Here is a 23,033-nt window from a genome sequence, read left to right as displayed (position 1 = left end):
GCGGAACGCTGCGCGTCCCGCGGGAGAGACGTTCTGAGCGCGTCTTGCAGGTTTTCCGGGTGAGACGTTAGGACATGGTTAACCCTGCGAACGCTGCCCCGGGGCATCACGCTGCCCCCGATTGCGGCTCGGCCTGCGTCGCCAGTTCGTCGCGGCGCCAGCTGCCCACCAGAAGCTGCTTGAAGGCGGCATAGGTGGCGTCGAAGGTTTCGCGCCCGCGTACATAGGTCTCGCGGTTGAAATCGCGGTAATCGGCCTCGTAGATGCCGCGCACCTGTTCACCGGCCTGACCGATCAGGGCGGTGAAGTCCTGGCGGTGCGGCGAGAGGGTGGGGCCGAGGTAGCTTTGCATCAGGGCGGAGAGCTCCGCCTGCTGCGCCCCGTCATAGCGGGTGATCACGGCGCGGACCGCGTCCCATTCGAAATTGAGTTCGGTGCGGCCAAGGGCGCGGGCCGCGAGGTTCTCCGCCTCCTCGATGGAGCCGAAGGTCGAATGCAGCATGTCGAAGAAGCGCCCGGTGGAGTCGAACTCCAGGAAGGACGCGCCGAGGGGGACAAGCAGGATGTCGGCGGCGGCGAGGCCGTTGATCGTCAGGTAGCCAAGCGCCGGGGGCGTGTCGATGAAGATGACGTCGTATTGGTCCAGCAGGCCATCGCGCTCGAAGCTCTCGGTGAGGGCCTCCCAGAGCTTCCATCCGCGCGCCTGCATGCGCCAGACCGGGACCTGGAACTCGGCCCAGTAGAGGTTCAGCTGGGCGCCGATGAGGTCGATGTTCGGCCAGTGGGTGGTCTGGACGAGGTCGGTGGCCGTGACCTTGAGGGCCTCGGAGAGGGTCTCGTCAAGCGGCACCGGGGCCTCGCCAAGGTCGGCGCGGCGCTGGTTGGCCTCGCGCAGGTGGCTGGCGTAATGGCGGGCGAAGAGGGGGAAGACGGTCTGCCATTCGTCCTCGACCTTGCCGCCGAAGATGGACGTCATGGAGCCCTGGCTGTCGAGGTCCACGACCAGCACGCGGTAGCCGTCCAAAGCGGCGGACATGGCGAGATGGGCCGCTGTAGACGTCTTGCCGACGCCGCCCTTGAAGTTCGCGACCGCGACCATCTTCGCCGGCAGGCCCTTCGGGCGGTAGGGCAGGTATTCCTTGGACTTCGAGCCTTCGCTGCCGAAATGCGCCTTGAGGCGGAGGACCTCGTCGAAGGTGAACCACTTCGCGCCGCTGGTGGTCTCGGCGAGGCCCTGCGGCAGGTCCGGGTTCTGTTTCAGGACGCGGCGGAAATGGCCCTGGGCGACGGGGATCAGGTAACGGCAGATCTCCCAGGTGGAGAAGCGGCGGAGCTGGCGGCTGCCGCTTTCCTCAAGGCCCCGGGTGGCGAGATCGCTGCGCCCGGCCTCGCAGGCGCGGGCGATGGACAAAAAGCCCTGCGTCGTCGCGGGGCGTCCAAGCGCACTCAGCGCTTCGTCCGGGTTGATGTTGAAATAGGGGGGCAGATCGCCCCTGGTCTCTGCTCGCATGGTGCCCTCATGATACCGCCTGCGCCTCTTGAGGGGTTTGCTGAAACCCCGTGATGTGCGCTCTTTTCCCCAGTGTAGCGGAAAACGGCGCACATGGAAGGAAAAGCTGAACACCGGGTTCATTTTCCTTGCAGATCAGGGGGTTCGTCCGGGGGATGCCGTGGCAATCGGGGAACAGCGGGCAGGCAATCCTCCCCGCATATCCAGTTATTTTGTGTTATTGAAGAGTTACAGGACACGGGGCTTTCGGACAAGCGCTTGTGACTCTTCGGATTTTTGCCGCCTCGACCGGGAGAGACGACTCTGAACCCCCGATAGGGTGACTCTGCTCCCCCGAAAGCCCGACTCCGATCCCCCGTTCGGGTGCTGGACGCAGGCTGTGGATAACTCTAGGCTGAGTGTCACTGAAACCCCGAAGGGAATCGGGGACGGGAACAGCCGCGGCAGACGGCGAGACGAGCGGACGGAACGGCAGGGGCAAAGCCCCGCTTGAGGCAGGCAGTGATGACACAGGCAGGTGCAGGGGGGCTTTTGCCCGACCGCCACCCCACGGGCGACTTCTTCGTGTGCGACATCTTCGGGGCGAGCCTCAAGGATGATCTCGGCACCATGGAACATCCGATCTTCTCGCTCTCGACGCGCCCCGACCGGCGCATCCTGAGCTACGAGCACAATGGCGTGGAGGTCAGCGTGACGCCCTCGGTCCGGGGCCGGGCGACGATCCACGACAAGGACATCCTCATCTACTGCATCAGCCAGCTCATCGCCGCGCTGAACGCCGGGCGCGAGATCGCCCGCACCCTGACGCTGCGCGCCCATGACCTGCTCGTCGCGACCAACCGCGATACCTCGGGCGATGGCTACACAAGGCTCAAGGAAGCCTTCGAGCGGCTCGCCGGCACGCGCATCACCACGAACATCCAGACCGGCGGGGTGGAGACCACCAGCGGCTTCGGCCTGATCGAGGCCTGGGAGATCCGCCGCCGCTCGAAGGGCGGGCGGATGATCTCGGTCTCCGTCACGCTCAGCGACTGGCTGTTCCGCGCGGTGCAGGCGCGTTCGGTGCTGACCCTCAGCCGCGATTACTTCCGGCTCCGAAAGCCGCTGGAGCGGCGCGTCTACGAGCTTGCCCGCAAGCACTGCGGCCGCCAGCCGGAGTGGAAGGTGAGCCTGCCGGTGCTGCACAAGAAGGCGGGCAGCGCGGCGCCGGTCCGCGTATTCCGCGCGGCGGTGCGGCGGATGGCCGCCGAAAACCAGCTGCCCGATTACGAGATGCTTGAAGCGGGGGGCGATATTTATCATTTCACCCGCCGAGGTAACGAAACCGAAACGCTGGTCATGCCAGGAATGATGCCGGAGACGCTCGACGCTGCGCGGGCGCTCTGGCCCGGCGCGGATGTCTACGCGCTCGAGGCCGAATGGCGGGCCACTGCGGGCCGCCACGCAGGGCGCGATCCCGATCGCGCCTTTCTGGACTGGGTCAGGACGCGCCGCTCTGCGGACTGACCGCAAGGCAAGGGGGAAGGGACCATGCGCGGGGCTGTGCTCGGTCTTGTCATGACAGGTTACATCGCCGCGCGCTGCCTTGCGCCGGCGGGCGCCGAGGCGGGCGGGGCACAGGTCCCGGACGTGCGGCTCGACTGCCGGCTGCCACAGGCGGCGGGGCTGGATCCGGAGGCGCTCTGCGCCGCGATGGAGCAGGCGCTGGCGGTGCTGGCGCCGGGGCTGCGGGTGGTCCGCGATGCGCCGGGCGATCCGGCGCGGCTGCGGCTGGCGGTGGCGCTCACCCCGCTGTCGGACCGGGGCCTGAGCGGGCAGCTGGCCTGGGACAGGGGTGACACGGAAGGGCCACAAACCGGCCCCGAAGTGCGCCTGCAGGCCATGGATTCGACCCTCCGGCCAGGCATGCTGCCCGGGTTCGCGCAGGCGCTGCTGACCTCCGATCCGGCGCTTCTGCCGGTGTTGCAGGCACTTGCCGACGCCCCGCCGGGATACGCCAAACCCTAATAAAATTGAACGATCATGGCCCTATTCAGGCCACAAAAACTGGTCAGACAAGGGTCCGACCCGACGGCGGCGGGACAGCGGGCGCTCACCCGCTCCCCGCGCCGGCCCGGACCCGAGATGCACGACGAATGGTGAAGAGACATGCCGACAAACGATCAGATTTCCATTGACGCCGGACAGCAGGCCACCGCCTCCATCGGGGCAGGGACCACGGGGTCCGGCACGGCCAGCGCGGTCACCGGCACGCTGGACCAGATGGCCACCTATCTGACCGACGGCTACTGGACCGACCAGGGCAACACCGGCGCGGCCTGGGACACCTCCAAGAGCAATGTCATCACGGTCAACCTCACCGGGCTGACCCCGGCCGGCCAGCAGCTGGCCCGCTGGGCGCTGCAGGCCTGGGAGGCGGTGGCGGACCTGCAGTTCAAGGAGGTCAGCTCCGGCGGCGAGATCACCTTCACCGACCACGACTACGGTGCCTATTCCTACTGGAGCAGCACCAACGGCGCCATCACCAGCGCCACGGTCAACGTGCATTCGAGCTGGATCACCGCCGGCGCCTCGGTCGATTCCTATGCCTTCTCCACCTATGTGCACGAGATCGGCCATGCGCTCGGCCTCGGGCACCAGGGCCTTTATGACGGCAATGCCACCTACGGGGTGAACAACGTCTTCACCAACGACAGCTGGCAGATGTCGGTGATGTCCTACTTCGACCAGATCGACAACACCGCGATCCAGGCCAGCTATGCCGACGTGCTGACGCCGATGATCGTCGACGTCATCGCCATCCAGCGGCTCTACGGCGCGCCCGATGCCGCCAGCCAGACCTCCGGCAACACGGTCTGGGGCGACAACAGCAACCTCGGCGGCTACATGGGCACCTTCTTCAACTCGCTGCCCGGCGGGGCGGGAACCAGCGTCTACAACGGCGGCCCGGTGACCTTCACCATCTATGACCGCGACGGCATCGACACGCTGAACCTGACCTACACCAACGTCGGCGGCAAGATCGACATGAACGGCACCGGCATCTCCGATGTCGGCGGGCTGAAGGGCAACCTGATCATCGCCCGCGGCACGGTGATCGAGAACCTGATCACCGGCGCCGGCAACGACACGGTGACCGGCAACAACGCCGACAACTTCATCCGCACCGGCGACGGCGCCGACACGGTCTATGGCAACGCCGGCAACGACACCATCCTCGGCGGCGGCTGGTCCGACTTCCTCAGCGGCGGCGACGGCAACGACTACCTGCGCGGCGACAACGGCAACGACACGCTCCTCGGCGGCGACGGCGACGACGTGCTCGGCGGGCGCCTGCACGAGGACAGCATCGACGGCGGCGCCGGCAACGACGCGATCTGGGGCGGCGGCTGGAACGACACGCTGATCGGCGGCACCGGCAACGACACCATCGGCGGCGGCGGCGACGACGACCTGATCTTCGGCGATGCGGGCTTCGACGACCTGCGCGGCGGCGGCGGCCAGGACACGATCTATGGCGGCGGCTGGTCCGACACCATCGACGGCAGCTTCGGCAACGACACGCTCTATGGCGGTGCCGGCACCGACCTGATCTTCGGCGGCACCCATGACGACCGCATCTACGGCGATGCCCACAACGACACCATCTGGGGCGGCTGGGGCAACGACACGCTGACCGGCGGCACCGGGGCGGACAGCTTCGTCTTCGGCGCCAGCTTCGACGCCGACGTGGTCACCGACTTCAACATGGCCGAGGGCGATGTGCTGAAGTTCCGCAGCGCGCTCTGGAGCGGCACCCACGGGGCGCTGACCGAGGCGCAGGTGATCGCCGAATTTGCCCATATCGACGCCATGGGCAACGTCTATTTCGACTTCGGCAACGGCAACACCGTCACCCTGACCGGGGTGACCAGCACCGCGGGCCTCGCGGCGGGTATCGACATCTTCTGATCCGCCTTCCCGGCGGGACAGGCAGGGCGCGCTCCACCCGGACCGCGCCCTTTTTGCGTTTGCAAAGGCCCGCCCCGGCACGGCGCCGCGCAATTGCCGCGGGGCGCCCTTTCGCCCATTGATGTACCCGGCGATACAGGGCAAACAGGGCGCATCCTGAGCGAGAGTGGCAGGATCGGGCAGGCCCCACGGGCCGGGCCGCGATCCGGAAAAGATTATGAAGCACGCAAACATTCTGGCGCACCGCGGCTGGTGGACCGACGTCGAAGAGAAGAACAGTTTCGAGGCCTTGAAACGCGCGCTGGACGCGGGCTTCGGGATCGAGACCGACTTCCGCGACCTGAACGGCACCGTCGTCGTCTCGCACGATCCGCCGGTGGGCGAGGTGCTGACCGCCGAGGCCTTCTTCGACCTCTATGCCCGGTCCGGCGCGGACGGCCGGCTTGCGCTCAACATCAAGGCCGACGGGCTGCAGAAGCCGCTGCTCGAGGTGATCGGCCGGACCGGCGCCGCGCTGGACAACTGCTATGCCTTCGACATGGCGGTGCCGGACGCGCTCGGCTACCTGAACCACACCTTCCCGGCCTACACCCGGATCAGCGAATACGAGGCGGTGCCCTCCTTCCTCGACCGCGCCGCCGGGGTCTGGGTGGACAATTTCACCGGCGATTTCCCGCAGGTGGCCGAGGCGCAGCGGCTGATGGCGGCGGGCCATCGCGCCTGCATCGTCTCGCCCGAGCTGCACCGCCGCGCGCACCACGCGCTCTGGGACGCCATCGCCGCCGCCGGGCTGCACGAAAACCCGCTCTTCGAGCTCTGTACCGACCTGCCGCAAGACGCATACGACCTTCTGGGGACTGAATAGACCATGATCAAAGCGATTTTATGTGACATGGACGGGGTGCTGATCGATGCCAAGGACTGGCATTACGAGGCCCTCAACCGTGCCTTGGAACATTTCGGCTATACCATCAGCCGCGAAAGCCACCTGTCGACCTTCGACGGGCTGCCGACCCGGCAGAAGCTCAAGATGCTCTCCAAGGCCCGGGGCCTGCCGGAGCAGCTGCACGAGTTCCTGAACGCGCTCAAGCAGGCCTACACGCTGGAAATCAGCCACCAGCGCTGCAAGCCGGTGTTCAACCACCAGTACGCGCTGTCGAAACTCAAGGCCGAGGGCTACCGGATCGCCGTCTGCTCGAACTCCGTGCGCCAGTCGGTGGAGGCGATGATGAAGCTCTCCGCCCTCGAGCCCTATCTCGACGTGATGGTCTCCAACGAGGATGTCTCGAAGGGCAAGCCCGATCCGGAGATGTATCTCAAGGCGATGGACACCTTCGGCGTGAAGCCGGAGGAATGCCTGATCCTCGAGGACAACGACCACGGCATCCAGGCGGCCATCGCCAGCGGCGGCAACCTCCTGAAGATCGGCGTGCCGGACGATGTGACCTACCAGGCCATCAAGGCCCGCATCGCCGAACTCGAAGCCGCATAAGCCGAAAAGGCCCGGATCCATGCAAGTACTCATCCCGATGTCCGCCCGCTCCTCCTTCTTTCCCGAGGAGGATTATTTCTTTCCCAAGCCGCTGATCGAGGTCGCCGGCCGTCCGATGATCGAACTGGTCATCACCCAGCTGAAAAAGCAGCTGCCGGACCCGAAGTTCACCGTGGTGCTGCACCGCGACGATGCCCGCGCCTTCTCCATCGACCGCACCGTGGAGCTGGCCGCCGGTCCCGGCACCCGCGTGGTCGAGCGCATGGGCGAGACCTCCGGTGCGCTCTGCTCCTGCCTGCTGGCGATCGACGCGCTCGATCCCGAGGCGCCGCTGCTGATCTCCAACTCCGACCAGATCACCACCGCCGATCTCGGCGCGCATATCGCGCGCTTCGAGAAGGCCGGGGCGGATGCCGGGGTCATCACTTTCGATTCCATCCACCCGCGCTGGTCCTACGTGGTCGAGGCCGAGGACAACCGCGTCGCCCAGACCTTCGAGAAGAAGGTGGTCTCGCGCACCGCCATCGCCGGGCTGTACTACTTCCGCAAGGCGGGGCAGTTCCTCGACGCGGCGCAGAAGACCATCCTGAACGACGTGAACGTCGATGGCGCCTTCTTCATCTCCTCGGCGATCAACCAGACCATCCTGGATGGCGGTGACGTGATGTATTCTACCATCGACGGGCGGCAGTATCACAGCTTCTACGCCCCCGCCCGCATCACCGAGTTCGAGCGCGGCCCGCTGGCCGCCGCCCTGCGCGCCGGCCCCAGGGCCGCCGAGAGCGTCAACGTCATCATCCCCGCCGCCGGGGAGGGCAGCCGCTTTGCCAAGGCCGGCTGGAAGAAGCCCAAGCCCTTCATCGACGTCGAGGGCCGGCCGATGCTGGACCACGTGATCGACAACGTCGCCCCGGCGGGCGCCAGCGTCACCATGCTGCTGCGGGCGGCGCATATGGAGGCGCAGCCCGCCATCGTGCACGGCTTCGAGAAGGCCGGTGTCGACATCCTGCCGGTGGACAGGCTGACCGAGGGCACCGCCTGCACCGTGCTGCTGGCGCGCAAGGTCTTCGACAACGACCGCCCGATGATGGTGGCCAACTCCGACCAGCTCGTCGATTTCGACGTGACGGATTACGTGCAGGACTGCCTCGACCGCGGCCTCGACGGCTCGATCCTCGTGTTCCGCGATCCCTCGATGGACCCGAAGTGGTCCTTCGCCAAGCTCGACTCCGAGGGTCTGGTGACCGAGGTGGCGGAGAAGAAGCCGATTTCCGATCTCGCCACCGTGGGCATCTACCTGTTCACCCGCGGGCGCGATTTCGTCTCGGCCACCGCCGACATGATCGCCGCCAACGAGCGGGTGAACGGCGAGTTCTACACCTGCCCGGTGTACAACTACATGATCGCGAACGGGGCGCGGATCGGGGTCTACGAGGTGCCGATGGACGCGATGTCCGGCCTCGGCACCCCCGAGGACCTGACCGCCTTCCTCGCCGGGCGCGGCGCGCCCGCGTCGCAGGACCGGCCGGACTGAGCCGCGATGCGCGTGATCGTTCCCCTCGCCGGTCCGGATTTCATCCGGGACGGCGGCGCCCTCAAGGCTCAGATCGACCTCGGCGGGCAGCCGCTGCTGCGCCGCGTGCTGACCTCCCGGCCCTGGGCCGGGGCGGTGAAGCCGGAGGATCATTCGTTTGTGCTCATCGACGCGCCGGAGACCCGCGCCTTTGCCGCCGGGGCACTGGCGGAGTGGTATCCGGGCGCCTCGGTGACCTTCCTGTCGCGCTACACCCGCGGCGCGGCGCTCTCGGCGCTGGCCGGGATGGCGACCGGGGCGGAGATGGCGGCGCCGATCGTCGTCGATCTCGCCGACATCCTTTATGACAGCACGCTGGACCCGGCGGCGGTGTTTGCCGCCAATCCCGGCTGCGGCGGCATCGCGCTGACCTTCAAGGCGGACAACCCGGCCTACAGCTATCTGCGGCTGGACGCCTTCGGCGCCTTCGCGGAAGCCGCGGAAAAGCGGGTGATCTCGGACAATGCCTCCGCGGGCACCTACATGTTCCGCGACCTGCCGACCTACCTGCGCGCGCTGGCGCACGGGCTGGAGAACGCGGAGAGCCAGACCTTCCGGGACCTGTTCTTCGTCTGCCCGCTGTTCAACGGGGTGAAGGACCAGGGCAAGGGCGTGCTGCTGGAGCCCGTGACAGACGTGACCGACATCAAGGTGGAGACAAGCCGATGACCGACATTCGTGACCTGACCGCCGCCTATGTGGCGGCCTTCGACGCCCGCGATCTGGACAAGGTGGCAAGCTTCATGGCCGAGGGCTTCGAACTGACCGACCCGGAGGTCACCGGGCTGACCCCGAAGGCCGAGGTGCTGGCCTATATCAAGGGGCTGTTCGACGGCAACCCGGGCCTGAGCTTCGAGGCCCACCGCATTCTCGTCGACGGCAATGCCTCGGCGATCCATTTCACCCTGACCCTCGGCGACACCGTGCTCGACGGGGTCGACCTGATCGCCTGGGACGCAGGCCGGATGACCGCCATGCACGCCTACCTGACGCCGCGTGGCTGACGACTTTCGAAAGGACCTTTTCATGACCTCTCTATCCGAGGCCGAATGGCAGGAGGTGCAGGCCGAGGCGAAGAAGATGGCCAATGCCGGCCAGCACGCCGAAGGGCTGGCGCATCTGATGTCCATCGTCGGCGAGGAGCCGACCGACATCCAGCGCGCGGCGATCTTCCAGTATGCCTCGACCTTCGGGCAGGTCGAGACCGCCCTGCCGATGGCCGAAGCCTATGCCGAAGAGCGCCACGCGCGGCGGCTGCAGCACCGCTTCTGCAACGCCTGGGCGCTGGACGTGCTGCGCAAGGCCGGGCGCTACGACACCGTGCTCGACCTGGTGTGCAGCTTCGACGCCGACCAGATGGCGGTGCCGATCTTCTATCACCTGCTCGCCGTCGCCCTGCATGACGAGACCCTGCTGCGCCGGGTGCAGGACGACCCGCGGCTCGAGACGCTGTTCGTGATCTCGGTCGAGCAGGCGAGCATCGACGCGGCCCGCTTCCCGTCGGAGTTCATCCTGCGCAACGCGACCCAGTTCGTCGCCGCGCCGCAGGCCTACACCACCTTCCTGATGGTGCACCGCAGGCTGCTCGACGCGGTCTCGGACCGGCTGGGCACCGCCAAGAACGTGCTGCTGGTGCGGCTGCTGCTGAACCGGGTCGAGGGCGTGCGGCGCGAGGCGCTGGCCGATGCGCTGGCCGTCGCCCATGCCCGCGAGATCACCGCGGTCTGGACCATCCGGCGCGACCGGATGCCCGAGCTGATGCGGCTGTTCTACATCGACGGCAGCTTCGACTACACCGCGCGGGTGCTGCCGCCGCAGGTGATCCTGAGCTTCGAGAAGCTGGGGCTGGGCTTTCCCGACACCGCGCTGACGCTGATCACCGAGAGCTGGGTGGACCGCATCCCCGAGCGCTACGCGGACTGCCCGGAGGAGATGCCCACCGGGGTGCTCGACCAGCTGGCGATCCTGCACCGCAAGCGGGCGCCGCAGGTTTACGACTGGTACATCGCGCATCGCGGCAATGCCGATGCGCTGACCGGGCTGACCATCTTCAACCCGGAGCGCAGCTTCCCGGCGCCGCGCCTGGCGCTGGAGCGCAAGCCGCGGGTGGGGGTCTGCATCTCCGGCCAGCTGCGCGGCTACCAGCTGGCCTTCCCGAAGATGCAGAAGAACCTGCTGGCGGGCACCGAGCCGGTGATCTTCGTCGACACCTGGAAGAAGATCGGCCGCAAGACCCCGACCCCGGCGCAGGCCTGGCGGATGTTCGGCGGCGAATTCCTCGTCGCCTATCAGGCGGTGGCCAACAACATGGGCTATCCGGCGATGCAGGCGCGTTACCCGGCGCTGACCACGCTCGACGACGCCAGCAACGTCACCGCCGAGGAGCTGGCGGCGGTCTACGGCTGCCCCATCGAGCATGTGCGGGTGGAGGATGACGAGACCGGCGTCTTCACGGGCTATTCCAACCCGCAGAAGATGTATCACAAGATCCTCGGCTGCCAGACCATGCTGGAAGACAGCGGCATCGAGGTCGACGCGGCGCTGCGCATCCGCCCGGACAAGGCGGTGAACGGCGTCACCCGCGATTTCAACTGGCACCGGATCATCGCCAACAGCGCGCAGGACAAGGTGTTCTATGCAGACTTCCCCTATCGCACGCACCCGTCCTCGGGGCTGGTGATCGGCGACCAGGCGGGGATCGCCACCATGGAGCTGATGCACATCTATGCCCGGGCGATCCACACCACGGTGGAGGCGGGCACGCTCGACTGGGCCGACTGGCCGGCGCAGCCGCGGGCGCATGCCAACCTCAGCCACGCGCTCTGGCTCAACGGCGTGAAGATGGACACCATGCCGGTGCAATGGGGAAACAACCTCGATCCCGACCGGCTGACATCCGCGGCGACGCTGGCGCTGGTGGAGCAGGACGTGGCGAGCCGCACGCCGGACGCCAACGACGAGCGCCTGCTCGCCGCCGCCCGCGCCGACCTCGCCTGATCCCGCGGGCCGCGCAGAACAAGACCGCCGTCCCTCGCGGGGCGGCGGTCTTTTGTCGTCCGGTCCGCGGTGCGCGGCGGCTCAGCCGAAGAGCGTCTGCAGCAGCTTCAGGTCGTTCTGGTTGGCCTTCTTCAGCAGCTCGGTGACCTCCTCGCTGTTGGCCTCCGCCTTCTTCGCCGGCTTCGAGACGTTGGCCTGCACGCTCTCCCAGTGGAACTCCGGGAAGTCGTCCTTCAGCGCCCTGGCCAGGCTGACCAGGGTGCCGTCGAAATCCGCCACGTTGCCCAGCACCGTCAGCTCGCGCGCCGCGGCGATGGCCCGCTCCAGCTCCGGCGCCTCGCCCGGGATCATCGTGCCGAGGCGCGAGCACTGGAAGTCGCGGCACTGGCGGTCCGCCGGGTTCTTCAGCCGCGTGCGCACATAGCCCTCGAGATCGGTCTCCTTGGCCAGCCGCGCCCCGAAGGTGTCGGCGTCCTGATGGCGCTCGAAGCGATAGGCGGAGCGGATGCGCGCGATCGGGTCGCGCAGCAGCATGACGGTGACGATGCGCACGCCGGGCACCTCCGGCACCGGGCCGAGGCCGGTGTGGGTGGAGAAGGCCACCGCGTCCTTTTCCGCCGCGATCCAGCGCGCCAGTTCGGCGCTGTTGTCGCCGCCGGCCATGGAGAATTCGCGGGTGACCCAGCGGTTCCCGAAGTTGCGCTTGAGGATCTCGTCCAGCGAGGTGCCGGCGTTCTTGAACAGGTGATAGTGCAGGACAACCGTGCGCTCCGGCTGTTCGGGTCTCGTCATTCTCGGCCTTTCCGCGCGGGGCGTGTACCCGCACCAGTAGATGTCTTCGGCGTAGCGCGCGATTATAGCCCTGCGCAGGCTTTCATCAACATCCGGGACCGGCGGTTCCGGGTCGCGCCCGATCAGGGCCAGCCGCTCGGAGTGGCTGTTGGAGACGCCGATCTCGCGCGGGCCGCGGCTGTTGCCGGCGAGATCGTCGAGCCAGTCGACCACCTGTCCGAGGCCATCCTCCAGCCGGAAGATGCGCGTGCCCTTCGGGAGGAAGTCGAGCATCGGCCGCGTGTGGTTGTCGAGCGCACCCTCCGGCTGCGGCAGGGTCGAGACCCAGTCGCCGAAGGGGGTCTCCGGCGGGATCTGGCTCTCGATGTCGCGCTGGCGCAGGAAGACACTGTGCAGCCGGTCGTAGGGGTGGCGCACGATGGCGAAGCTGGCGTCGAAGAAGCCCTCCGGGAACAGCCGGTCCAGCGCCCCGCGCGTGACGTGCTGCGGCGAGGACCGGGTCCAGCGCCGCGCCTCGGGCACCGAGAGATAGGCAGGATCGGCAAAGGCCAGCGGGCCGAAGCGGGCGCGCAGGTAGCGCTCCACCGAGGTCCCCGCGGCGCGGGGCACATGGGCGAAATAGACGAGCTTGCCCGAGATGCGGATGATCGGCATGAAACCTGGCCTGACTCTTACCTGTTACCGGGACCAGCGCGGGACGCTGGAGAAGAGGCCGATCGCCTCGAAGGCATCGCGCATCTGCTCCTGGCCGACCTCGAAGGAGAACCGCAGCGCCGCGAGGTCGCGGGCGTTGGTCACCAGCTTCTGCCACAGGTCCGCGTCGTCGTAGAGTTGAACGATGGCGCTCTCCCACTCCTCCGGCGTCCTTGCCACGAGGCAGTCGCGGCCATGCAGCAGGCCGATGCCCTCGGCGGCGAGCGGGCTCAGCACGCAGGGAATGCCGCTGGCCAGCGCGCTCAGCACCTTGCCCTTGATGCCCGCGCCCGAGAGCAGCGGCGCGACGAAGACCATGTGCCGGTCATAGGCCTCCTCGACCTGGTCGACGAAGCCGATGGGCCTGACGTTCGGCGACTCCAGCGCCTCGATATCCGCGCCCATGCGCGAGCCGTAGATCGACAGCGCGATCTCGGGACGGGAATTGGCCAGCCGCGACATGACGGATTTCGCGAACCACTCGACGCCCTCGACGTTCGGATGGTGCTGGAAGCCGCCGAGGAAGGACAGCCCCTCGCGGCCCTTGCGCGGCGGGACCTTCTCCGGCAGGTCGAGCACCCAGGGGCAGGGCAGCACCTTGATCGCGCCTTCGGACTGCGCCTCGATCACCGAGTGCTCCATCTCGTTGTAGGAGAGCACCGCGTCGACGCTGCGCATGGCGGCGAATTCCTCGGACTGCACCGCCCGCGCCGCCTCTTTCTGGCTCTCGTCGTTCTCGGCGACGGCCTTGCGCAGCAGGCGCAGGTAATGCAGGTCGGCGTTGTTCATCAGAACCGGCGCCTGCGGGTTGGCGGCGCGGATCTGGCCGACCACGGAATTCACCACGTGGTAGCGGGTGATGTAGAAGGCGTCGAACTCCGCCCCGCGCTGCTGCAGGAACTCGTCGATGGAGCGGTAGAAGGGCGAGAGGATGACCTCGACGCCCATGTTCTGCAGCTCCTCGGTATAGCCGCCGAGATGCGCGAGGTTCTCCGGCAGGAAGGTCACCTTGTAGCCCAGCGACTGCACCAGCCGGATCTCCTGCAGCGCCGCATAGCTGCCGGCGCTCTGGTCCGGGGTCGGCGTGGTGTAGTCGACGAAGAGCACGCGGCCCGCGATGCCGCGGTCCTTTTCCAGGTCCGGCGCGGTGCCGACCTTGGAGAAGCCGCGGAAGGCGCTTGCCCAGCGGCGCTTGAACTTCGGCCGGTTGACCTCCTGGAAGCGCTTGAAGCCGGAGGCGGTGCTGGTGCCGCTGGTCATGCCCTCGTAGTGATAGACCACGGAGGAGGGGATGAACCAGGTGGTGTAGCCCGCGTCGCGGACCTTGAAGCTGAGGTCGGTGTCCTCGAAATACATCGGTTCGAGATAGGACGACAGCCCGCCGACCTCCTCCCAGATCTCGCGCGTGGTCATCACCGCGGCGCCCGAAAGGTAATCGGCCTGGCGGGCATAGGAGAAGCGCGGCTCGTTGGGGTTCTGGCGGCTGCCGTAGTTCCACGGATCGCCGGTGCCCCAGACGATGCCGCCGGCCTCCTGCAGGGTGCCGTCCGGGTAGAGCAGCTTGGAGCCGACAAGGCCGACCTTGGGGAAGCGGCGGAAGCCGTCGATCAGCGCGTCGAGCCAGCCGGTGGTCGGCTCGGTGTCGTTGTTCAGCAGCACGATGTACTTGCCCTTCGCCCGCGCCGCCCCGGCGTTGCAGGCGCGGATGAAGCGCAGCGGCTCCTCGTTGTGGATGACGGTGATGCCGCTCACCAGCTCCTCGATGGTGGCGGTCTCGTCGGTGGAGGCGTCATCGACGAGGATCACCTCGAAGCTGGCCTTGTTCCAGGCCAGGAGCAGCGCGCAGAGCCCGGCGTAGGTCACCTTCACCTTGTTGTGCGCGGGAATGACGATGCTGACGTCCGGGTTCTCGACCTTCGGGAAGGCGAGCGGTTTGAGCTTGAGCTTCTCGTAGCCCGCCTCCAGCGCTTCCAGCGCCATCGACAGCTGGCCCATCTGCTCCGCCGGCGTGCCCGCCTTCATATGCGCGCGCAGCGCCTTGAAGCGCTGCGGCGACTGCGGGAAGAGATCGCTGCCGATCGCCCTGGCGCCCTCGTGCTGCAGCACCGGCACCGGGGTGAGCTGGCGCGGCGGCAGGAACCAGTTGGCCCAGTAGACGCGGTTGCCCGAAGGGTCGCGCAGCTCCAGCCAGCTGTGCTGGCCGGTGAGCCAGGTCTGCGGCACCCGCACCATGTTGTTGCCGTCCTCGAGCCGGATCGGGAAGGCGGGCTTGCCGTTGATCCAGGCCACGGCGCGCAGCGGACCGTTGGAATGGAACTCGAGCACATGGCCCCAGTCCTTGTGGATGTGCACGCCGATGGTGTGCCCGGGCAGGAGCAGCAGCGAGCCGCCCCCCGCCTTGAGGGTGATGTCGTCGCCGGGGTTCAGCTTGCCGATGTCGAGATCGGCGCGATACCAGGTGGCGGTGCCGGTGGTGTCGGTGTCGAGATGCAGGCTCACCGGGGTCTTGAGCCCCGAGGCCCCGGCCCGGGTCAGGCAGGGCCGCGCCACGAAGAAGACATGCGGATCGCCGTTCGCGGTGCTGTCGCCGCCGGTGTAGTCGATCTCCAGCGTCAGCACCTGGTCCGTGCGGCGGGCGGGCAGGCGCATCTGCACCGACTGGTAGCCCGCGGCATTGGCCCCGCCGAGCGCCGCGCGGTCGAAATTGACCCGGCCCGACCAGACCGGATGGCCCTCGGTGTCGGAGAGCCGCAGCACCAGTGCGCCGCGCGCCCGGTGACAGGCGAGCTCCGCCATGAAGATCACATCCCCGTCGGCGGGCGACAGCGTCAGTTCCCCGCCAAGCGCCACCGGCTGCGCGCCGAGATGCGGGTCGAGCACCACGCGCAGGGTGTTCCAGCCGGTCACCTGCCATTCGCCGAGGTCGTTGAAGGTCTGGTCGCCGATGCCCTTCGGCGCGGCGGCGAGGGGAAAGCTGCGGGAGATCTCCTCGAGCGTCGGGGCGGGATCGGCGGGCGCGAAGGAGACTTCGGTACGGCCACTGACGAGATGCGGCCCGGCGGAGAGGAAATCCGGACCCGCCTTGGCGAAGACCGTACCCCCGGCAAAGGAAATTTCGCACAGGTTGGTCTTGGCAGACTTTGTTTTGAACATCTGGGTGGTATCCATAAGGGTCTTTGATGTGGGTTTGGTGATGCCCGCCGGGAGAGCGGGCTCAAAGGAGGCCTTCTTACGATCCTGGAGCCGGGCGTGCAAAGTCAGGATATCCGTTTGCATGGCTTCGGGCAGTTGCGCCAGGAAGGTCTTCATGTGCTGCGCGGCCTCGCCGCCATGGTAACCGCGGCTTTCCGGATGGGTCACGCGGTGCTTCGTGTCACGCACCGCGTGCTGGCCGCCCTGCCGGGCATAGCTGATTGCGACCCAGTCGATGCCCCAGCCGAGATTGTTGCGGGTGTAATCGAGGCTGCGCATCTGCTCGGCGACGCGGGGAGCGAGCGCCCAGACCACGCCATCGGTCTGCGCCACGCGGGTCAGCGGCGTGCCGTCGAACGGGCCTTCGGCGACCTCATGCGTGGGGTAGGGGGTCCAGGTCAGGTCCGGGGCCCAGACCCCGACCCCGGGATGGTCGAAGGCGGCGGCGCAATCGGCCACCAGCCCCGGCCAGTCGTCATAGGAGACATCCGCCTGGACCTGCAGCTGGATCTCGCCGGGGTCCACGAGGTCGAGCGCGGCGCGGAACTTGCGTCCGAAGAACCAGCTCTGCGGCACCTGCACCCAGGTGCCCGGGCCGTCCTCGGAGGTGCCGGCGGTGTTGGAATAGATCACCGAAAGCCTGTCCACCGCCCCGTCCAGCCGGCGGGCAATCTCCAGAGCCTTCTCGTGTTGGCCGTCCCAGCTTATGATAACCGCATGGATCGCTGAGGGCATACTCGGCTCTTGGACTTCGGAAGGTCATTCTGCCAGGGCCTGTCACCCGGCAGCCCAGTCTCTAACCCAAAGGTCCCGGGGTCACAATATGCCGAAGGCCCCTTGAGGGGCCCCGGGTGGAAAAGCTGGTCGAAAATGCAGCGGATACGGGAAAATCGGCGCGGCCCGAAGGCTGCGCCGGTCCGGGGGTTCCGCAAGCGGCCGGGTCAGGGGGCGTTGCCGCCGGCCAGCCGCCAGATCGCGCCATCGCTCCACAGCGGTTTTTGCAGGTCGGTGTCGAAGATCATCGCCCCGGCCCCGACCGTGGCCGCGTTCGGGCGGGCCGCGGTGGTATAGGCGCCGCAGCGCACCGGCCCGGCCACGTCGAGCGTGGTCGTGGGCGCGGCGGTGCCGATGCCGACCTTGCCATCGGCCTTGATGGTCAAGCGGGCGGCGTTGGAGGTGGCGAACTGGATGTCGGAGGCCTCGTAGTTCCAGAAATAGGCCATGTTGGAATAGCCGAACCAGAACCCGTCGGTCGCACTCGCGCCGCTGTTGCCGTTGGTCAGCTGCAGCGCCGCGCCCTGGCCGCCGGGACGGTGGACGTGCAGCGCGTAATTCGGCGCATCGGTGCCGAAGCCGACATTTCCGCTTGCCCCGTCGATCACCAGGGCCTGGGTCCAGGCGCTGCCGTCGGCGGAGACCTTCACCGCGAACTTGTCGGAGCCGGTGGTGCCCATCTCGGCGCGGCCGGACCAGTTCGTCTGGAACAGCAGGCTGGCGGTGTCGGTTGCGGTCGCCTTGTTGACCTTCACCTGGTGGCCCGCGCCGGCGTGGCTCAGCAGGCTGGCAGCGGCGGCGACGGCGAGGCGGTTGGTGGCGTCATGCGTGGTGCCGATGCCGATGCCGTCCATGTTGTCGAGCGCGCTCGGCAGCATCGGGGTCCATGTCCCGCCGGAGCAGATCCGCAGCGCGCCCGTGGCCTTGTCCACCGCGGTCCAGCCGTCCGCCGGGGTGAGGAAGGTCCAGGCATTGTCGAGCCAGGCGGCGAGGTCGCCGCCATGGCCGTCCCAGTCGCCGGAAGGCGCGGGACCAAGCGCCCAGACCCCGCCGGAGACGGGGGTGATCGGCGGGGCGCTGGCGTCGAATTCCTCGACCGTCAGCTGCACGAGAATGTCGAGCCGCTCCAGCGCGGCATTGTGGGTCACATGCTTCTGCGCCTGCGCGGGCATGAGGTAGGGCAGGGAAAGGCGGGCTGAGTTGCTCATGACGGGGGCTCCTGATCCGGGTCGCGCCCAAGGATTGAAGCAAGTCGTTACCAGCCTGCGAAGGCACCGTACGGTGGGGGGCTTTGCCGGCCCCCAACCCTACAGGATGCGCAGGGGGCCCGGCTGCGCGGGCCCTTCGATGCGGCCATGCACGCACAGGCTCAGCTGCGCCGTGTCGTGCTGGGCGGTGATGCGCAGGGCGTCGCCGGGGACGACCACCTTGGGCGCATCGAGCAGGAAGGCGGTCCGCCCCCAGTGCCCACCCGCGCCGATGCCGTTCGAAAGGCTGATGCCGGGGCAGAGCGTCATCTCGAAGCTGGCCAGCACCGCGTGGATGGTGCCCGCAGCGGTACAGGGCAGGTCCTCCATGCGCCGGGCGGGGCGGGTGTCGGGCCGCCTGAAATCCGCCTCGAAGAGGGTCGTTGCCGGGCCAAGCGCGCGCGGCGCGCAGGCGGTGAAGTCGCTCGGCGGCAGCTGCGCCACGCTGGCGAAGCGGTGGAAGGGGGCGAGGGTGAAGCCCTCCGCCTCGCCCGGCCGCCAGAGGTCGAGCAGGCCCTCGCTCTCCACCGGCTGCGCCATCAGGCGGCCGGTTTCGGGGATGGCGCGGGCGTCCGGACGGGCGAGGGCCAGCATGGCATGGCTCAGCGTCGCCAGCGCCCCCTCGCCCAGCAGCACGGAATCGACGATCTCCGAGATCACCACATCCGCCGGCTCCGGCAGGTCGATGCCGACGATGAGGTCATGAGAGGGTTTGGGCAGCACCGTGATGCGCTCCGAAAGGCCATTGGCGGCGATCACGCGTTTTGCGGCCTCGGCAATCAAGGGCTGGATCTCGCAGGTATAGACATGCGCCGCGCCCGCCCGGGCCGCCAGCATCGCCGTCAGCCCGGCGCCGGTGCCGATGTCGAGCACGATGTCGCCGGGGCGCACGCTGCGGGCGATGGCTTCGGCATAGGCGCGGTTGCGGGTGCGGTCCGCCAGCATCGGGAAATGCCAGCGCGGGACGTAAAGCTGAAAGAGGCGCTCGCGCAGGATGCGGGCCTCGTGATGCTGCGGATCGCGGGCGAGGGCCTCGGAGAGCAGATGCGCCGTCCGGAGCCCGCCATCGCTCAGCGGCGTCTCGGTGGCGAGCCGCACGAGGCTTTCGGCCTCCTGCGTGACTTCTTGCGGAACGGAGGAAAGAGCGCGTTGGGGCAGGGACACCGGGGATTCGTCCTTTTTGAAGAAAATGCAGTTGAACCGCATGTTCCCCGGGGAGGGCTAAGATCGGGTAAAGGGGTGGGGGCGCTGGAAGAAGGATTGCCGGATTCCGCTCTGCAAGCCCGGCATGATATCGCAAACCCGTCATGGGAACCGCGGGCAGAAAGCCACAATCCCGGGGACATTCACCCATTCGGCTCGCGGCGTCTGCGCGAGGACCGTGTCGCACCCAAGGCTGTCAGGCCTGTCAGCAGAAGCAGCACCGACGCGGGGAGGGGAACTTCCGAAATCGCCGCGACCGTGAAGTCGAGTTGCCACGAATAGGTATAGGAGGCGCCGGTCGAGCATCCCCCGCATCCGCCTTGTCCGGAGATGCGGAAGTTCTCGTGCCCCAGCGTGGAAGGAAGGTTGTTGAAAGTGCTGGTTGGCGTGCCTGTCGAGCCGAAGGACTGCTGAAACATCACACCGGGCAGCCCGCTCTGGGTCATGCCGATCGCAGGGCCGAACGTTCCTGTTCCGGAAGACGAGAAGCCGGAGATGAACGCACTTGCCGAAACGATCTGCAGGGTGGGGTCTAGCGTGAAATCCAGAACATCTATATCCGTTGCCGCACCGGAGAACCCGCGGGTCGTCGTTGCCTTGACCGTGTAGACACCGGCGCTCGTGATGGAAGCCGTAGTGAAGTTCAGATCGCCGTTGACACCCTCGTCGTGGAGAGTGGCCGCCTGGATGGCTTGTGTGCCTGACAAGGCAAGGATCGCAGCTGTTACCATTGACCGGATCGACATTCGCCCTCTCCCGATGATGCCCCGAGGATAAATCCTTCATCGAGCATACAGCAAAAAGGGCCGCTCCCAAAACAAATGTGTCACCCGGCATGGGCCGTCGGGGGCCCGATCTGCCTCACCCGAACCGCTCCACCAACCCCCGCGACACATCCAGCGCTGCCCGGATCGTCACGTCCATGTCCATGTAGGCATAGCGCCCCAGCCGCCCGAGGAAGGTGACGCTTTCCTCCGCCCCGGCCAGCCGTTCGTAGTTCTCCAGCATCGCCATCTCGCCCGCCAGACGGATCGGGTAATAGGGAATGTCCTCGGCCCCGCAGGCCCGGGAGCGCTCGCGGTAGAGGACCGTGCCCTCGTGCTCCTCCCATGGCGCGAAATGTTTGTGTTCGGTGATGCGCGTCCAGGGCACGTCCTTGTCGCCGTAGTTCATCACCGCGCAGCCCTGCCAGTCGCCGAACGCCGTGAAGCGCTCGAAATCCAGCGTGCGGTAGCCCAGCCGGCCAAAGCAGCCACCGTAATAGGCATCCAGAGGCCCGGTCCAGATCAGGTGATCGCCGCGCCCCGCCGACGCCGCGTCCATGGCGGAGCCCAGATGCAGGTCGATGTTCGGATGGTCGAGGATGCCCTCCACCATCGGTGTGTAGCCGTTTTCCGGCATGCCCTGAAAGGCATGCGCGAAATAGTTGTCGTTGTAATCGAAGCGCAGCGGCAGGCGCTTGAGGATGGAGGCGGGCAGGGCGGTCGGGCTGAGGCCCCACTGCTTTTCCGTATAGCCCTTGAAGAAGGCCTCGTAGAGCCGCGGCCCGACAAAGCGCAGCGCCTGCTCCTCGAAATTCTGCGGCTCATGGATGCTCCGGTCGGCCTCGTGCTCCTCGATGAACAGCCGGGCTTCCTCGGGGCGGAAGGTCTTGCCGAAGAACTGGTTGATCGTGTGCAGCCCGATGGGCATGGCATAGACCGCGCCCTGCACCGTGGTCTTCACCTGGTGGCGGTAGGGGCGGAAGGCCGTGAAACGGTTGACGTACTCCCAGACCTCGGCATCGCCGGTGTGGAAGATGTGCGGCCCGTAAAGATGCACCATGACGCCGGTCTCGGTGCAGCGCTCGGTGTGGCAGTTGCCGGCCACATGGGGGCGGCTGTCGTGGATCGTCACCTTGTGACCCGCCTCCGCCAGTGTCCGCCCCGCCACGGCCCCCGAAAGCCCCGCTCCGACGATGGTGATCTGCATGTGGTCCTGCCCGCCTGTTGAAGTCGGCGCACCCTAAAGCGGGAGGCGGGGAGGGGGAACCGGTTTTCGGACAAATCGTGCGACCAATGACCCCGAAGCGGGAGGCGGGCAGGGGGAACCGGTTTTTGGGGCGCAGGGGGAGGGGTGTTTGTGCGGGACACATGTGGCGCGCGACGGGCCACAAACCTGCCAGAACACCGGCAGTTTTGCCGTGGGTTCTGACCGCGCCAAGCCCTTGAGCATCCGCCGTATCTCTGAAACGGACAAAACCCACCGTTTTCGGCAGGTAGGTTTTGTCATAAGGTTTTTGTCGATAACACTGGTTGCGTGTTCCAAATATATACTGAGCTCCTCCCCGAAAATCGGACAGTGACGGAAGCTACTATCTGACGTCTGCTGGTCTCTAAGAACGAGGAGATCAGAACATGTCGAAACGCAGGAACCATGACGCGGGCTTCAAGGCTCGCGTGGCGCTGGAAGCCCTGAAGGGCGAGCGCACGGTGTCGGAGCTGGCCGCGGAATACGGCGTGCATCCGACCATGATCCATCAGTGGAGCGAGCCATTGTGCGCCATTGGTTCAAGAACAATGGCGAGCGCGCTGCTTGAAGGCGCATCTGACATTTTCGAGCGCGGCGGGAAGAAGAAGGCCGAGGTCGACGAGGAGACGGTGCGGTCGCTTCACGCCAAGATCGGGGAACTGGCCGTCGCCAACGATTTTTTGTCCAGAAAGCTCAAGCCTTGGACCGGCAAGTGAGGCGCGGGATGATCGAACGCTCTCACCCCACGCTGTCGGTCGGGGCGCAATGCCGCCTGCTGTCGATCTCGCGGTCGTCGTTCTACTACGCACCGCTGGGCGAGACCGCAGTGAACCTGGCGCTCATGCAACTGATCGACCGGCAGTTCCTCGAAACCCCGTTCTACGGCGTCCAACAAATGACCTGGCACCTGCAGAACGAGGGCCACGCTGTGAACGTGAAGCGTATCCGGCGGCTGATGCGGCTCATGCGTTTGATGCCGATTTATCAGAAGCCGAACACCAGCAAACCGGCCAAGGGGCACAAAACCTACCCCTACCTGTTGGGTGGCCTGCGGGTGGAACGGCCCAACCAGGTCTGGTGCGCCGACATCACGTACCTTCCGATGCGGCGGGGCTTCCTCTACCTGGTTGCCATCATGGACTGGTTCACCCGCAAGGTGCTGACTTGGCGCATCTCGAACACGCTCGAAGCCGACTTCTGCGTCGAGGCGCTGAACGAGGCGGTCCACCGCTTCGGCCCGCCCGAGATCATGAATACCGATCAGGGGTCGCAGTTCACGTCCTTCGCCTGGACCGACCGGCTGAAACGGATCGGCACCCGGATCTCGATGGACGGCAAGGGCCGGTGTCTCGACAACATCTTCATCGAACGCCTCTGGCGGTCCCTGAAGTATGAGTGCGTCTATCTGCACGCCTGGGAGACGGGCTCGCAGGCGAAGGCCGGGGTTGGCCAATGGATCACCTTCTACAACCACCAGCGGCCTCACGCCGCCCATGGCGGACAGCCGCCCGCCGTGGTCTACTTCAACCAGATCGAAACCGACCAGCAGGGGCAGAGAGTAGCTTAAACCACCCCGGAAACTGGCCAAAAGATGGGGAG

At 67.0% G+C, this 23,033-nt stretch carries 17 protein-coding genes; 10 read left to right on the top strand and 7 right to left on the bottom strand.

The window, feature by feature from the left end; genetic code table 11:
- Window positions 1–106: 106 nt before the first annotated feature.
- Window positions 107–1,510: an AAA family ATPase gene (locus tag ACP159_RS24165; protein WP_425102294.1), complete on the bottom strand. Its 1,404-nt coding sequence runs from the start codon at window positions 1,508–1,510 to the stop codon at window positions 107–109.
- A 504-nt stretch (window positions 1,511–2,014) separates the two neighbouring features.
- Between ACP159_RS24165 and ACP159_RS24160 the strand changes: the two genes are divergently transcribed.
- From ACP159_RS24160 to ACP159_RS24120, 9 genes are all read left to right on the top strand, one after another.
- The gene (locus tag ACP159_RS24160; protein WP_425102293.1) at window positions 2,015–3,016 is read left to right on the top strand and encodes a replication initiator protein A; all 1,002 of its coding nucleotides are present in this window, start codon (window positions 2,015–2,017) and stop codon (window positions 3,014–3,016) included.
- 51 nt (window positions 3,017–3,067) lie between these two features.
- Window positions 3,068–3,517 (top strand): hypothetical protein, encoded by a 450-nt coding sequence (locus tag ACP159_RS24155; protein ID WP_425102292.1) that lies wholly within the window; start codon window positions 3,068–3,070, stop codon window positions 3,515–3,517.
- A 141-nt stretch (window positions 3,518–3,658) separates the two neighbouring features.
- Window positions 3,659–5,461 carry a M10 family metallopeptidase gene (locus tag ACP159_RS24150; RefSeq protein ID WP_425102291.1) on the top strand — a complete coding sequence of 601 codons (1,803 nt, stop codon included), beginning with the start codon at window positions 3,659–3,661 and terminating at the stop codon, window positions 5,459–5,461.
- A gap of 217 nt (window positions 5,462–5,678) precedes the next feature.
- A complete protein-coding gene (locus ACP159_RS24145; protein WP_425102290.1) occupies window positions 5,679–6,326 on the top strand; it encodes a hypothetical protein in 648 nt (215 codons plus the stop codon).
- A gap of 3 nt (window positions 6,327–6,329) precedes the next feature.
- On the top strand, window positions 6,330–6,953 hold the full coding sequence (locus ACP159_RS24140; protein ID WP_425102289.1) for an HAD family hydrolase: 624 nt from the start codon (window positions 6,330–6,332) through the stop codon (window positions 6,951–6,953).
- Window positions 6,954–6,972: 19 nt separating this feature from the next.
- Window positions 6,973–8,487 (top strand): glycosyltransferase family 2 protein, encoded by a 1,515-nt coding sequence (locus tag ACP159_RS24135; protein ID WP_425102288.1) that lies wholly within the window; start codon window positions 6,973–6,975, stop codon window positions 8,485–8,487.
- Between the two features lie 6 nt (window positions 8,488–8,493).
- Window positions 8,494–9,195 carry a hypothetical protein gene (locus ACP159_RS24130; protein ID WP_425102287.1) on the top strand — a complete coding sequence of 234 codons (702 nt, stop codon included), beginning with the start codon at window positions 8,494–8,496 and terminating at the stop codon, window positions 9,193–9,195.
- Entirely contained in the window at window positions 9,192–9,530 is a 339-nt protein-coding gene (locus ACP159_RS24125; protein WP_425102286.1) for a nuclear transport factor 2 family protein, read from the top strand. Before ACP159_RS24130 ends, ACP159_RS24125 begins: the two co-directional genes overlap by 4 nt.
- A gap of 22 nt (window positions 9,531–9,552) precedes the next feature.
- Window positions 9,553–11,523 carry a hypothetical protein gene (locus tag ACP159_RS24120; protein ID WP_425102285.1) on the top strand — a complete coding sequence of 657 codons (1,971 nt, stop codon included), beginning with the start codon at window positions 9,553–9,555 and terminating at the stop codon, window positions 11,521–11,523.
- Window positions 11,524–11,604: 81 nt separating this feature from the next.
- On the opposite strand, the gene ACP159_RS24115 is transcribed toward ACP159_RS24120, so the two are convergent.
- From ACP159_RS24115 to ACP159_RS24090, 6 genes are all read right to left on the bottom strand, one after another.
- Complete coding sequence (locus ACP159_RS24115) at window positions 11,605–12,969, bottom strand: sulfotransferase family 2 domain-containing protein (protein ID WP_425102284.1); 1,365 nt, start codon at window positions 12,967–12,969, stop codon at window positions 11,605–11,607.
- Between the two features lie 24 nt (window positions 12,970–12,993).
- Window positions 12,994–16,935, bottom strand: a complete 3,942-nt coding sequence (locus tag ACP159_RS24110) for a glycosyltransferase (RefSeq protein ID WP_425102283.1) — start codon at window positions 16,933–16,935, stop codon at window positions 12,994–12,996.
- Window positions 16,936–17,141: 206 nt separating this feature from the next.
- Window positions 17,142–18,182, bottom strand: coding sequence for a DUF2793 domain-containing protein (locus ACP159_RS24105; protein WP_425102282.1), 1,041 nt, complete (start codon window positions 18,180–18,182; stop codon window positions 17,142–17,144).
- A 99-nt stretch (window positions 18,183–18,281) separates the two neighbouring features.
- Window positions 18,282–19,385 carry a 50S ribosomal protein L11 methyltransferase gene (locus tag ACP159_RS24100; protein ID WP_425102281.1) on the bottom strand — a complete coding sequence of 368 codons (1,104 nt, stop codon included), beginning with the start codon at window positions 19,383–19,385 and terminating at the stop codon, window positions 18,282–18,284.
- A 182-nt stretch (window positions 19,386–19,567) separates the two neighbouring features.
- Window positions 19,568–20,170: a hypothetical protein gene (locus ACP159_RS24095; RefSeq protein WP_425102280.1), complete on the bottom strand. Its 603-nt coding sequence runs from the start codon at window positions 20,168–20,170 to the stop codon at window positions 19,568–19,570.
- A gap of 115 nt (window positions 20,171–20,285) precedes the next feature.
- Window positions 20,286–21,395 carry a UDP-galactopyranose/dTDP-fucopyranose mutase family protein gene (locus ACP159_RS24090; protein WP_425102279.1) on the bottom strand — a complete coding sequence of 370 codons (1,110 nt, stop codon included), beginning with the start codon at window positions 21,393–21,395 and terminating at the stop codon, window positions 20,286–20,288.
- A gap of 425 nt (window positions 21,396–21,820) precedes the next feature.
- Between ACP159_RS24090 and ACP159_RS24085 the strand changes: the two genes are divergently transcribed.
- A protein-coding gene (locus tag ACP159_RS24085; protein WP_425098180.1) for an IS3 family transposase occupies window positions 21,821–23,001 on the top strand; the annotation gives its coding sequence in 2 pieces (ribosomal slippage) (window positions 21,821–22,118 and window positions 22,118–23,001; 1,182 coding nt in all).
- The last annotated feature ends 32 nt before the right edge of the window (window positions 23,002–23,033 follow it).

This window comes from Tropicibacter sp. S64, from assembly GCF_049803835.1.
Taxonomy (GTDB): domain Bacteria; phylum Pseudomonadota; class Alphaproteobacteria; order Rhodobacterales; family Rhodobacteraceae; genus Pacificoceanicola.
This window is presented reverse-complemented; position numbering and strand designations above follow the sequence as displayed.

Excerpts from the sequence above, each read along its gene's own strand:
- ACP159_RS24165 (WP_425102294.1), bottom strand. The coding sequence starts at position 1,510 with ATGCGAGCAGAGACCAGGGGCGATCTGCCCCCCTATTTCAACATCAAC.
- ACP159_RS24160 (WP_425102293.1), top strand. The coding sequence starts at position 2,015 with ATGACACAGGCAGGTGCAGGGGGGCTTTTGCCCGACCGCCACCCCACG.
- ACP159_RS24155 (WP_425102292.1), top strand. The coding sequence starts at position 3,068 with ATGACAGGTTACATCGCCGCGCGCTGCCTTGCGCCGGCGGGCGCCGAG.
- ACP159_RS24150 (WP_425102291.1), top strand. The coding sequence starts at position 3,659 with ATGCCGACAAACGATCAGATTTCCATTGACGCCGGACAGCAGGCCACC.
- ACP159_RS24145 (WP_425102290.1), top strand. The coding sequence starts at position 5,679 with ATGAAGCACGCAAACATTCTGGCGCACCGCGGCTGGTGGACCGACGTC.
- ACP159_RS24140 (WP_425102289.1), top strand. The coding sequence starts at position 6,330 with ATGATCAAAGCGATTTTATGTGACATGGACGGGGTGCTGATCGATGCC.
- ACP159_RS24135 (WP_425102288.1), top strand. The coding sequence starts at position 6,973 with ATGCAAGTACTCATCCCGATGTCCGCCCGCTCCTCCTTCTTTCCCGAG.
- ACP159_RS24130 (WP_425102287.1), top strand. The coding sequence starts at position 8,494 with ATGCGCGTGATCGTTCCCCTCGCCGGTCCGGATTTCATCCGGGACGGC.
- ACP159_RS24125 (WP_425102286.1), top strand. The coding sequence starts at position 9,192 with ATGACCGACATTCGTGACCTGACCGCCGCCTATGTGGCGGCCTTCGAC.
- ACP159_RS24120 (WP_425102285.1), top strand. The coding sequence starts at position 9,553 with ATGACCTCTCTATCCGAGGCCGAATGGCAGGAGGTGCAGGCCGAGGCG.
- ACP159_RS24115 (WP_425102284.1), bottom strand. The coding sequence starts at position 12,969 with ATGCCGATCATCCGCATCTCGGGCAAGCTCGTCTATTTCGCCCATGTG.
- ACP159_RS24110 (WP_425102283.1), bottom strand. The coding sequence starts at position 16,935 with ATGCCCTCAGCGATCCATGCGGTTATCATAAGCTGGGACGGCCAACAC.
- ACP159_RS24105 (WP_425102282.1), bottom strand. The coding sequence starts at position 18,182 with ATGAGCAACTCAGCCCGCCTTTCCCTGCCCTACCTCATGCCCGCGCAG.
- ACP159_RS24095 (WP_425102280.1), bottom strand. The coding sequence starts at position 20,170 with ATGTCGATCCGGTCAATGGTAACAGCTGCGATCCTTGCCTTGTCAGGC.
- ACP159_RS24090 (WP_425102279.1), bottom strand. The coding sequence starts at position 21,395 with ATGCAGATCACCATCGTCGGAGCGGGGCTTTCGGGGGCCGTGGCGGGG.